The 11,412-nt window shown below is 63.0% G+C and carries 10 protein-coding genes; 5 read left to right on the forward strand and 5 right to left on the reverse strand.

Annotated features, from left to right (window positions below; genetic code table 11):
• The first annotated feature begins 210 nt into the window (after window positions 1-210).
• From AC1DX6_RS20570 to AC1DX6_RS20580, 3 genes are all read left to right on the forward strand, one after another.
• Window positions 211-921, forward strand: coding sequence for an outer membrane protein (locus AC1DX6_RS20570; RefSeq protein ID WP_477316668.1), 711 nt, complete (start codon window positions 211-213; stop codon window positions 919-921).
• A gap of 79 nt (window positions 922-1,000) precedes the next feature.
• The gene (locus AC1DX6_RS20575; RefSeq protein ID WP_477316670.1) at window positions 1,001-1,720 is read left to right on the forward strand and encodes an outer membrane protein; all 720 of its coding nucleotides are present in this window, start codon (window positions 1,001-1,003) and stop codon (window positions 1,718-1,720) included.
• A 69-nt stretch (window positions 1,721-1,789) separates the two neighbouring features.
• Window positions 1,790-2,611: an outer membrane beta-barrel protein gene (locus AC1DX6_RS20580; RefSeq protein WP_477316672.1), complete on the forward strand. Its 822-nt coding sequence runs from the start codon at window positions 1,790-1,792 to the stop codon at window positions 2,609-2,611.
• A 208-nt stretch (window positions 2,612-2,819) separates the two neighbouring features.
• On the opposite strand, the gene AC1DX6_RS20585 is transcribed toward AC1DX6_RS20580, so the two are convergent.
• From AC1DX6_RS20585 to AC1DX6_RS20595, 3 genes are read right to left on the reverse strand one after another with little or no spacing between them, the layout of a single operon-like run.
• Window positions 2,820-5,114, reverse strand: a complete 2,295-nt coding sequence (locus tag AC1DX6_RS20585) for a xanthine dehydrogenase family protein molybdopterin-binding subunit (RefSeq protein WP_477316674.1) — start codon at window positions 5,112-5,114, stop codon at window positions 2,820-2,822.
• The gene (locus AC1DX6_RS20590; protein WP_477316676.1) at window positions 5,111-6,094 is read right to left on the reverse strand and encodes an FAD binding domain-containing protein; all 984 of its coding nucleotides are present in this window, start codon (window positions 6,092-6,094) and stop codon (window positions 5,111-5,113) included. The genes AC1DX6_RS20585 and AC1DX6_RS20590 overlap by 4 nt, the downstream gene beginning before the upstream one ends.
• Window positions 6,091-6,570, reverse strand: a complete 480-nt coding sequence (locus AC1DX6_RS20595) for a (2Fe-2S)-binding protein (RefSeq protein WP_477316678.1) — start codon at window positions 6,568-6,570, stop codon at window positions 6,091-6,093. The genes AC1DX6_RS20590 and AC1DX6_RS20595 overlap by 4 nt, the downstream gene beginning before the upstream one ends.
• 254 nt (window positions 6,571-6,824) lie before the next feature.
• Here AC1DX6_RS20595 and AC1DX6_RS20600 point away from each other — a divergent pair, with 254 nt between their 5' ends.
• On the forward strand, window positions 6,825-7,442 hold the full coding sequence (locus AC1DX6_RS20600) for a TetR/AcrR family transcriptional regulator (RefSeq protein ID WP_477316680.1): 618 nt from the start codon (window positions 6,825-6,827) through the stop codon (window positions 7,440-7,442).
• 102 nt (window positions 7,443-7,544) lie between these two features.
• Here AC1DX6_RS20600 and AC1DX6_RS20605 read toward each other — a convergent pair whose 3' ends face one another.
• A complete protein-coding gene (locus AC1DX6_RS20605) occupies window positions 7,545-8,477 on the reverse strand; it encodes a Vgb family protein (RefSeq protein WP_477316682.1) in 933 nt (310 codons plus the stop codon).
• Window positions 8,478-8,758: 281 nt separating this feature from the next.
• Entirely contained in the window at window positions 8,759-9,031 is a 273-nt protein-coding gene (locus tag AC1DX6_RS20610; protein WP_477316684.1) for a hypothetical protein, read from the reverse strand.
• A 239-nt stretch (window positions 9,032-9,270) separates the two neighbouring features.
• Here AC1DX6_RS20610 and AC1DX6_RS20615 point away from each other — a divergent pair, with 239 nt between their 5' ends.
• Complete coding sequence (locus tag AC1DX6_RS20615; RefSeq protein ID WP_477316686.1) at window positions 9,271-11,409, forward strand: caspase family protein; 2,139 nt, start codon at window positions 9,271-9,273, stop codon at window positions 11,407-11,409.
• Window positions 11,410-11,412: the final 3 nt, after the last annotated feature.

Below are 11,412 nucleotides of genomic sequence, written 5' to 3' on the forward strand. Positions count from 1 at the left end.
CCCGCCAAATACATGGCGCGACAATCGACTGCGGCTGAATGGCCACACCGGCCGGGAAAGTGCTGCGGCGCGCTCCAGGACAATTCGGGTGCGGCTCAGCCCAAGACGCGGCCGGCGGACAATGCAACACCGGGTTGTCGACAACAGCTGGATCTCCGCGAAGCATTTCCGCGGCGGGGGACGCAACATTTTTGGGGCAGCAAATTGACAATGAAAACAATTCTTCTCGCCACAGCCATCTTTCTCTCGCCTGTCGGCCTGGCATCCGCCGCGGACATCAGTGAGGGTTCGCCTGTCGCCGCCTACGACTGGTCCGGCCTCTACGCGGGCGTTCACTTCGGCTACGTGGCCGGAAAATCCAATTTCTTCATCGCCGGCGGCGGCATCGGCGGGGCCACCGACCTCGACCTTCCCCTCGATCCAGACGGTTTTATTGGCGGTATTCATATCGGCGCCAACTACGAAATGGCGAACCGCTTCGTCATCGGCGCCGAGGCTGACCTCACGTATAGTAATGCAGATGGACTGACACCCCTCGATGCTGGTGGCGGTGGTTTCAGCACATTGCTTAAGAGCGAACTCAAGTGGTCGGGTGCGGCGCGGCTGCGAGCGGGCTACGCATTTGATCGGACTTTGCCCTACATCGCTGCCGGTGTGGCCGCGGCAAAGTATGAAGTGACTGCGATCGGTGCCGGCGGCCCCAGCGTCATTGAAATACCGTTCCACGATGAGACCCATGTTGGCTGGACCGTTGGCGCCGGCGTCGAGCACGCCTTCACCGACAGATGGATCGCGCGGGTCGAATATCGCTACTCAGACTTCGGCAGCAAGGATCTCTCGATAGCAGCCGGTCTTCTCACTGAAACGCATGTCGATCTCAAGACGCAGGATGTCCGGTTCGGCCTCAGCTACAAGTTCTGATCTGCCGGACCGAACAAACCCCGCGCCGGCCTTTTCCGGCGCCGGGGGAACGCAGCATTTCTGGGGCAGCAGACAAACAATGAAAACTATTCTTCTCGCTACAGCCTTAATTCTCGCACCAGTCGGCATGGTGTCCACGGCGGACGCCAATGAGTCCATGCCTGTTGCCGCCACCTACAACTGGTCCGGCGCCTATATTGGTGCCCAGGCCGGATACGCCTGGGGAGACGCAAGGGTCGGGCAGACCTTTGCCCCGGGCAGCTTCGACAACTACGGCTGGGGCTACAGTCCGTCGGGTGGCTTCGGCGGATTGTATGCCGGTTTCAACCATCAATTCGACGGTGGGCTGGTTCTCGGCATCGAGGGCGACTACAGCTTCGCCAGCGTAAAGGACACTACTCTCTACCGTGCGCTCGGCGTTGATGATCCGGCCTTTGGTGGCGTGCTCAAGCTGGATTCGGTTGGCTCCATTCGCCTGCGGGCGGGCTACGCGATGGATCGCTGGCTTCCCTTCGTCACCGGCGGCCTGGCAGTGGGGTCGTACAAACACACCACTGTGGATCTTCCCGGCAGCGTTCCCTACGCCGACGTCAAGGACACGATCACCGGCTACACGCTGGGCGCCGGTACCGAGTATGCCGTCACGGACAATTGGGTGGTTCGCGGCGAATACCGCTTCGCCGATTTCGGCCACCACACCTCTGTGCGTCACTCGACCTTCGACGGGGCTCCTATCGGTTCGGATGCAATCGAATTGACGACGCACGATATCCGGCTCGGCATCGCCTACAAATTCTGATCCGCTGCTCATTTTCCACCTCCGGGCGCCGGTCCGGAACAGACTCGCATTTCGCATTTGAGGGCCTTGATGCTTCGTTGTTCCATCGTCGTCGCGACACTGATCGCAGCGACATCCGCTTGCGCGGCGGACACCGTCCAGCCGCTCGCCACGCAGACGGTGGCGACACCGCATATTTCCGGTTACGGCGAACTCTATCTCGGCGGGCTTCGCTTTGTCGGTGACGACTACACGACCCGGGCCGGCGGCGGTGCCGCGCGCGTCAACGTTGCGTTTGCGCAGCGCTGGAACTTGCAAGGCGACGTAACCTACGACAACATCTGGGGTCACTATGCCCCGCTTTACGAGACGCGCGGTGCGCTCCATTTCTACTACCGTGATCCCGACAGCTTCGCCGCCGGCGTCTTCGCCACCTACACCTCATTCGGCATCGACAGCAATGTGACGGCGTACAATTATGCGGTCGGCCCCGAGGCCCAGCTCTATCTCGGCAATCTGACCCTCTACGGCCAGGCCAGCATAGGTCAGCTCACCATCAACGCCTTTCGTGGCAACCAATGGGGTGTGCACGCCACGGCACGCTATTTCGTCCACAAGAACCTTCGCCTCGATGGCGAGCTCGCCTTCAACAGAACGAACTACGGTATCGACGAGGACGTCTTCGGCGTTGCTGTCCAGGCAATGTACCGTTTCGATGAAACACCCTGGTCGTTGTTCGGTCGCTACCAATTCGAACGGACGAAAGTCGAAACGTTCAGCCACGACACCAGGGCCAACAAGTTCGTCATCGGCCTGCGCGCCAGCTTCGGCAGCGACTCGCTGTTCGACGAAGACCGCAACGGAGCGACCATGGACACCTACAGGCCCGCCTCGGCGATCAGCACGAAGTAGGACGAAGCGTAATCTCCCCCCTTGTGGGGGAGATGTCCGGCAGGACAGAGGGGGGCGCTGTCCCGCCGGCATCTCAGCCGATCGATGTAGCACACGCTTGCAAGTTGCCCGGTGCGCATAAGGTTGTCGGAGAGGTTGGCGTTCCTTCGCGCCCCCCTCTGCCTTGCCAGGCATCTCCCCCACAAGGGGGAGATTGGCAGCTTCTACCTCAGATCAGCTTCTCCAGCGTAATCGGCAGATCGCGCACCCGCTTCCCCGTCGCATGGAACACCGCATTGGCGATCGCCGGCGCGATGCCGACGATGGCCAACTCACCCACACCCTTGCCGCCGAGTGCGGAGGAATGCGGGTCGGGGATGCCGACGGAGATCGTCTCGATGTCCGGGATGTCAGCATTGGTCGGCAGCATGTAGTCGGCGAAATTGCCGTTGACGATGCGGCCATGCCTGCGGTCGACGATGCCTTCTTCGAGCAGCGCCTGGCCGATGCCCATGATGATACCGCCCTTCCACTGGCTTTCCGCCAGTTTGGGGTTGTAGAGCCGGCCAGAATCCAGCGCCGACACCACGCGCGATACCCGCACGGTGCCGAAATCCTCGTCGACCCTGACCTCGACGAAATGCGCGCACCAGGAATGGCGTGAATAGTCGCCTTCGGTGTGCGGGATCGACATGGCGATGGTGGTGTAGTTCTTGTAGCGCTCCTCCGGCGTGGAGTTCGCCGGCATGCTGTCGCCCTTGGCCTCTATTCTGTCGCGGCCGACGGCGGACAGAAGCTCGGCGATCGACAGGTCCGGCCCTTCGCCGCGCGGCGAGGCGATGCGGCCGCCTCTCACCTGAAGCGTGTTCGCCTGCAGTGCATGGAAGGGCGAGCGCGGGTCGGCAATCGCAAGACCGATCAACTCGTCCAGCGCCTGGCCCGCCGCCTTGTAGACGGCGCCGGTCATGACGCCGGCAAGCCGCGAGCCGCCGGTGACGCCGGCACGGGCGAAGTGGGAATCGCCGAGCTTCACCGCCACATGCTCCACCGGCACGCCGAGCGTCTCGGCCGCCGTCTGGGCAAGGATCGTGTAGGTGCCCTGGCCCATGTCGATGGAGGAGCTTTCGACCTCGACCGAACCGTCGGCGAGGATCTTAACCATCGCCTCGCCGTGGGCGCGCCGCACCGGATAGGTGCCGGCCGCCACGCCCCAGCCGATGAGGTGGTGGCCGTTGCGCATCGAGCGCGGCGCGGGCGAGCGCTTCGCCCAGCCGAAGGCTTCGGCGCCGACGGCAAAGGCTTCTCGCAGCTGGCGCGTCGACCAGGCCTTCTTCGCATGCGGGTCTTGTTCGGCGTAGTTGCGCAGCCGGATCTCCAGCGGATCGATGCCGACCTCATAGGCGAGCTCGTCGATGGCGCTTTCGATGCCGAAGGCGCTGGGGTTTTCGCCAGGCGCCCGCTTGGCACCCGGCACCACCGTGTTCACCCGCACCACATTCTGCTTCGAGGAGAAGTTCGGCGTGGCGTACATGATCGAGGTGACGGAGCCGAGCGGCTCGACCCACATGCCGTCGACCGCCGTCTCGTTGACGCCGCGATGCACGATCGACTGGATGCGGCCGTCGCTGTCGGCGCCGATCGCCACCGTCTGGCGGGTCGCGGCGCGGCCGCCATAGGAGGTGAAATTCTGCGGCCGGGTCAACACCAGCTTCACCGGCCGTCCCAGCATCTTTGCCGAGGCCGCCGCCACCGCGCTGTGCGCCAGCGCCAGCGCCTTCGAGCCGAAGCCGCCGCCAATATAGGGCGAGACCAGCCGCACATCCTCGAATGGAATCGCGAACCATTCGGCATAGGTGCGCGCCATGCCGTCGAGCCACTGGCTGGGCTCCCAGATGGTCAGTTGCTCGCCCTGCCAGCGCGCGATCAGCCCGTGCGGCTCCATCGCCGCCTGGAATTCGCGCGGCGTGTTGTAGGCGGCGCAGATGCGCACCGGTGAGGCGGCAAAGGCCGCCTGCGCATCGCCCCATTCCTTGGTCATCGCCTCGATCGGGATGCCGTCGCCAGCCTTGGGGTCGCTGAGGTCGACGATCGCCGGCGTCTCGTCATAGCTGACCTTGACCAGCGCTGCTGCCGCCACCGCCTGCTCGAAGGTCTCGGCCACCACGGCAGCTATATGCTGGCCGGAATAGGTGACCGTGCGGGCGAGCGGTGCGTATGTCTGCTGCGTCGGCGGATTGCCCAGCCAGTCCGACGCGCCCTTGAGCTCCATGATGGTGTCGGGCGTCAGCACGAGAAGCACGCCGGGCGCGGTCTCCGCGGCCCGTATGTCAATCGCACGCACCGTGCCGGCGGCGATGGTGCTTTCGATCATCACGGCATGCGCCAGCCCTTCCAGATGCTGTTCGACCGCGTAATGCGCCGCACCGGTGATCTTGGCCGGGCCGTCGACGCGCGACAGCCGTCCGCCGACCGCTTCGAGGCGCGCACTGTCGGAGGCTGCGTGTTTCATCTCATGAGCGGTCATGCCGTCTCTCCCAGTTTGAGGATGGCTCTAGCTGCGACGCGCGGCGCGAGCTCGATCTTGTAGTGGTTGGCGCCGTGGTCGACGGCGCCTTCCATGGCGAGCAGGCTGGCGGCCCGCACCGTGTCTTCCTCAAGCAACTTGCCCTTCAGCGCGTCCTCGACCGCGCGCGCCCGCCACGGCCTTGTCGCGACGCCGCCGAGCGCGACGCGGATGTCGCGGATGGTGCGGCCGTCGGCTTCAAGTTCCAGCCCGACGGCAGCACTTGCCGCCGCGAATTCATAGGATTGGCGATCGCGCACCTTGATGTAGGTCGAGCGCCGCGCCGCGGCAGACCCCGGGATCTCGATAGCCGTGATCACCTCGCCGGGGCGCATGTCATGCTCGTGCTCAGCGGTGGCGCCGGGGGCGAGGAAGAATTCCTCCACCTTGAGTTTGCGCTCGCCGAGATGGACCTCGGCATCGAAGGCGACCAATGCGATGGCGAGATCGCCCGGATAGGTGGCGATGCAGGCCTCGCTGGTTCCGAGCACGGCATGGCCGCGCGTCACCCCGCCGATCGCCGAGCAGCCGCTGCCGGGCTGCCGCTTGTTGCAGGCCGGGAAGTTTTGCGGGTCGCGGAAATAGGGACAGCGCGTGCGCTGCATCAGATTGCCGCCGATGGTCGCCATGTTGCGGATCTGCGGCGAGGCGGCCTGCCATAGTGCTTCCGAGACCGCCGGGAACAGGCTCTTGATGTCGGCATGGTCGGCGATGTGGCTCATCTTGGCCAGCGCCCCGATCACGGCGCGGTTGGCATCGACATCGACGGCACTGAGCCCCTTGATATGGCTGATGTCGATCACTGTAGACGGTTCCGCGACGCCGCATTTGGCGAGGTCGACCAGCGTCGTGCCGCCGGCAAGCAGCATGGCGCCGGGCAGCGCTGCCGCCTCACGTGCGGCGTCGACAGAGCTGGCGCGCAGATAGGAAAAATCCCTCATGATGCGACCTCCAGTGCTGCCTGGCGCACAGCGGCGACGATGTGCGGATAGGCGCCGCAACGGCAGAGATTGCCGGCCATATATTCGCGGATCTCGTCATCCGAGCCGGCATGTCCCTCGCGGATGCAGGCCACCGCCGACATGATCTGGCCGGGCGTGCAATAACCGCATTGGAAGGCGTCCTGTTCGAGGAAGGCGGCCTGCACGGCCGACAGCGTGCCGTCCGCTCCGGCCAGCCCCTCTATGGTGGTGATGGCGCGGCCCTCAGCCTGGGCGGCGAGTGTCAGGCAGGCCAGCACACGCTGGCCGTCGACATGCACCGTGCAGGCGCCGCACTGGCCCTGGTCGCAGCCTTTCTTGGTGCCGGTCAGGTCGAGACGGTCGCGAAGTGCGTCGAGCAACGTGACGCGCGGCTCGACCTCCAATTCGTGATGGTGTCCGTTGATATCGAGATGGATGGGGATTGTGGTGGTCATGGGCGTCTGGCTCCAGTTGCTTGACGCGAGGGAATTGAGATGGCGCTTGAGCGGGGGAGGGCAAGCGCAGGGATAGTCTCCCCCTCAAGGAGGGAGATCACGCTCTCGACGGCTTGCAAGCTCTCAGCACGTGACATAGCGGTTCCCCCTTGATTATATGATGAAGGCACTCCACAAATCGGAGGCGCCTCCGTTTATTTAATTGGGTGCTTGCACTAGGCTGTTCAAGCCCCGATCTGCATGTGGAGAAAAAATTGGCTTCCGAGCCGCCCGCAATAGCCGAACAGAAACCCGCCGCAGGGACAAAACCCTTGCGCGCCGACGCGCAGCGCAATCGCGACGCGCTGATCGAGGTCGCAGCAAAGGCCTTCGCCGCTGAGGGTGTCGATGCTTCGCTCGAGGAGATCGCGCGCCAGGCGGGCGTCGGCATCGGCACGCTCTACCGGCATTTTCCGACGCGCGAGCATCTGGTCGAGGTGGTCTACCGGCGCGAAGTGGAGGGGCTGTGCGCCGCCGCCGACGAACTCGCCAGCCACCATCCGGCCGATGTCGCGCTGGAACAATGGATGCAGCGCTTCGTCGACTACATCGCCACCAAGCGGGGACTGGCGGCCAGTCTGCGCATCCTGTTCAACACCAACTCAGCTGTGTTCTCCGATATGTCGGGCCGGGTGTCGCTGGCCTTGCGGCGGCTGGTCGAGGCGGCGGTGGCCGACGGCTCGATCCGCAGCGACGTCGACGCCTCCGATGTGCTGCATGCATTGGGAGGCATCTATTCGGCGCCCGACACCAAGGACTGGCGCGACCGGTCGCGCCGGCTGGTCAAGCTGCTGATGGACGGGTTGCGGTTTGGGGCTGCCAAGGCGCGGTGAGGGCGACTTGGATATCGGCCGCGCGGTCAGAAAAAGTTCCGTTTCGAACCCGAAGCGGAACTTCGACCTGCTGCCCCCCGTCGCCAGACACGGACGCATTCTCTAGTGTGGCGGCTCCAGTCTATGAATGGTCGATCCCGATACCCAGAGCGAACCTGCACCGTAGCGAATGGCGTCACCGAACGCGCTGCCTTTGAACTTGCGGACCAGCATGTTGGCCTTGGGATCGATCTGTGCGACTGGCGTTCCCGGAACCGATACCCACACATAGCCGCCACCGCAAACGATGTCGCCGCCATTGCTGGACAAGCCTGTTTCTATCGTCGCCAAAACCTCGCCGGTCTTTCCATCGATTCGCTGAACAGAGCCGTCACGTTGATTGAGCACCCAGATCGAGCCTTCGCCGGAGGCGAGGAAGCGCGGAGACGAATGAAGCTTGGTGGTCGAGACCACAGCGTTGGTCTTTGGATCGATCCTGTATAACTCACCGTTGCTGTAGCCGGTCACCCACACCGAGCCGAAGTCAACGACGACGCCGGCGCTCAACGCTGGCATTTTGATATTCGCTTCGACAGCCCCGCTACGCGGATTGAACCGCGTCAGTCTCGTGTCGGCGACGCCCTTGCCGGTGACGACCCAAACCCCGCCTTCGCCGACACCGATACTGCCTTCGTTGCTGAGTATCTGGGCCGGGATTTCCTGGGCCAGCTTGTTGGCGATCGGGTCGACTTTGAGGAGCATCTTCTTGCCCGTCGCGGGCACCCAGACGGCGTCGTCGCCTATCCCAGGAGCTTGCGATCCGCCGCGGCCGCCGACATCGATTTCGATGACGCTGTTGTCCGCGGCATTGACACGCACAAGCAGCCTCCCGCTCATCATCCAAAGCGAATTGAAGCCGAACCCGATGAAATCGCCGCTTCTTGGGATTTCCGCCTGAACCACAAGCATGTCAGCGGGAAGTTCTTCCGCCGCGAAGCTCGATGCTGGCGTCAGCACGAGAATTGGCAGCAATATCAGAGATTTGATCAGGCGCATTTCGTCCTCCCGATACTGAGGTCCATCGCCTCTGCGGCCAGTTGGAGGTCGAAACAGACAGGCGATTGCCTGCGAACTATGCAGATCACTATGCCGGATTTCGCCCGAAATGTCCGGACCAACTCCGGTGCCAGGGCGAGCCCATCCGTGGTCGCTCACCACCCCGATCCAGACTTCCAGGTGGTTTCGTGGAGCGACCGATCCTAGTAAAAAGCTGAGCGGCGCGCCGCTCGCGCCGGCTAACACGCTTCAAATCGCGCAAACCCTGGTGGTCGCAGCAACTACCCCTTCGCTTCCACCAGGATCACCAGCGACTCCGGCACCACGCCATCATGGGCCATCGCGTCAGCGGCTGCCTTGCTCTGCATCAAGGCCCCAAGCTTATCCATGTCCGGAACGTCCATCATCACAGCCACCCGTTTCGGGTTCTGCGGATCGACAAAAGTGCGGATGTTGGTGATCCCGAGCGGGCCGAAGATCTCCTTGCGCTTCGGTGACGAGAGCCAGTGCTTGCTGTCCTTTGTGATGTTGTGATGGCCAATAACGGTTGGCATGGCATCCTCCCAAGGTGACGCCGCGGGTCGAAAATCGCCCGCCTTTGCTGCGATCCACCTACGCGGCGAGTGAGCGCCGTTTCCTCTAAGCTGTCAATTCACGGTTGCTGATGGACGACCTTCGGTTTGGGGCGGACAGGCTTTTCCTGCCGCGACCACGGGGAGGGGTGATCATCGTTGGAATACAGTCGATATTTCAGCTATGCTTCGCTGTCTCTGTGAAAACGACAAAGGCGGATATGGCGAGAACAGCCCTTTCCACCCACGCTAGAATGGCCACTCTCTCCGCGATTCTGGCCGTGCTCGGGCTCCTTTTCATGAACCCGGCCCATGCCGAGAGACGCGCGGCAATCGTCATCGGCAACAGCGAGTATCCGTTTGCTCCTCTTCCCAATCCCCGGAGCGACGCCAAGCTCATTGCCAACGCGCTGACTGAGCTCAACTTCGACGTTCTGCTTTTTTACGATGTCAAGAAGACGGCAATACCGGAGCTAAAGGATGCGATCCGCGCCCATCTTGTCGGCGCCGACATGGCTGTCTTCTACTACGCGGGCCATGCCTTGCAGTTCGAGCGCCAGAATCTGCTGCTCCCGGTCGACACCCGCACCTCTTCCGCCAAGGACGTCGTGGACGATGCCGTTCGTCTCAACGACCTGATCGATATCGTCAAGGACGACCCGATCGGCGTGAAGCTTTTCATCCTCGACGCCTGCAGGAACAATCCCGCGGCCAAGGAAAAAGGGCTGGAACAGGGTTTGGCTTACACGGAGTCCGGCAGCGGCCAGGTGCTCATCGCGTTCGCCACCGGTGCAGGCGAGGTCGCATATGACGGCACCGGCATCAACAGCCCCTATTCATCGGCACTTGCCAACGCGCTGCAGACGCCGAATCTCGACATCTACGATACGTTTCGAACTGTGCGGGGCGACGTTCGCCAGGCGACCGGCGGAACGCAAATACCCTGGATCACCGGCTCGATCGAAACAAAATTCGTATTCCGGAAAGGTGACGCGGGAGGCAATGCTGCGGCTCCCGAGCAGGTTGCGGAGCCGGGCGCCGGACTGACCATAGACGAAGTGCTGTGGTCCTTCATCAAGGACAGCCAGAATCCTGAGGATTTTAGGCGTTTTGCCAGGGTCTTTCCCAAAAGCCGTTTTGCGGTCGAGGCCGAACAAAAGAACGTCAAGGTAGCCGCGCTTACGGAACGCGGGCTCTATTCAAAGGGCAGTCTGGTTTCGACGTCAATCGCCACCGATGTGATGGTGGTTGGCGAGAGCGATGCAGCGAGCCAGGAGTTCGTCTTCCAGCAGGCGGGCGAGCGCGCGGTCTCCGAAACCTTCCGCGTCTGGCCAAAGACATTGCCCGACACCCAGCGGGGCATGAAGGCGACAGTCACCGACTGCGATCTGTACGCCGCCGACCCCAATGATCCGCAGCGCGCGGTGCCGGGCGTCACAAACGGCCTGGTCAATGTTCGTGATGCACTGCGCGCCTGCGGTTTCGCCCTGGCGGCCGACATCAACAATCCACGCCTACAGTTCCAGTTCGGGCGAGTTCTGGAGATTGCCGGAAGTTATACTTGGGCGGAGCATTACTATGAACTCGCGCGCGAGCAGCAATACAGCGCGGCAATCGTCAACCTCGGCTACATGGCGCGGGTCGGGATGGGCCGCAAGGTGGACTACGCGCGCGCTTTCGATCTCTACCTCCAGGCTGCTGCGCTCGGAAATCTAAGGGCGCGCACCAATGTCGGCACGGCCTACATGCGTGGCGAGGGCGTGCCGCAGGTGCCCGAGGAAGCAGTCCTGTGGTACAGGCTTGCCGCTTCCAGCGGCTGGTCGAACGCGATCAATGCGCTCGCGGACGCCTATCGCCGCGGTAATGGTGTCGAAGCCAATCTCGTCGAGGCAGCAAGCCTTTACACTGCCGCGTCCGATGCCGGCCAGATCGATGCGATGACCAGTCTCGGGCGCGCCTACGTAGGCGGATCCGGCGTGGAAAAGGACGTCGCGCGCGGGCTCGCTTTGCTGTTGAAGGCGAGCGACACAGGAAACCAGTATGCGCCGCGATATGCCGGCCAGCTGTTTCTCAAGGGAGGCGGAGTCGGCAAGGATGCAAAGCGCGCATTGGCCCTGTTTGAACTCTCCGCGCGCCGTGGTTTCGAAGACGCCTATCTCGATCTCGCAAATGGCTATCAGGACGGTTCCTTCGGCAAGGCCGACCCGCAACAGGCCTATTTCAACGCTGTTCTTGCAGAGCGTTTCAAGGTCGAAAAGGCAGGCGATCTGGAGAAGCAGATCGGTGCGAAATTGCCGGCCGGCACCCGTCGCAAGATAGAGGCCGAGGCGGATCTGTTTATCCAGCAGAACGGCAAATGAAGA

It is taken from the genome of Mesorhizobium sp. P2_C4, assembly GCF_056404575.1.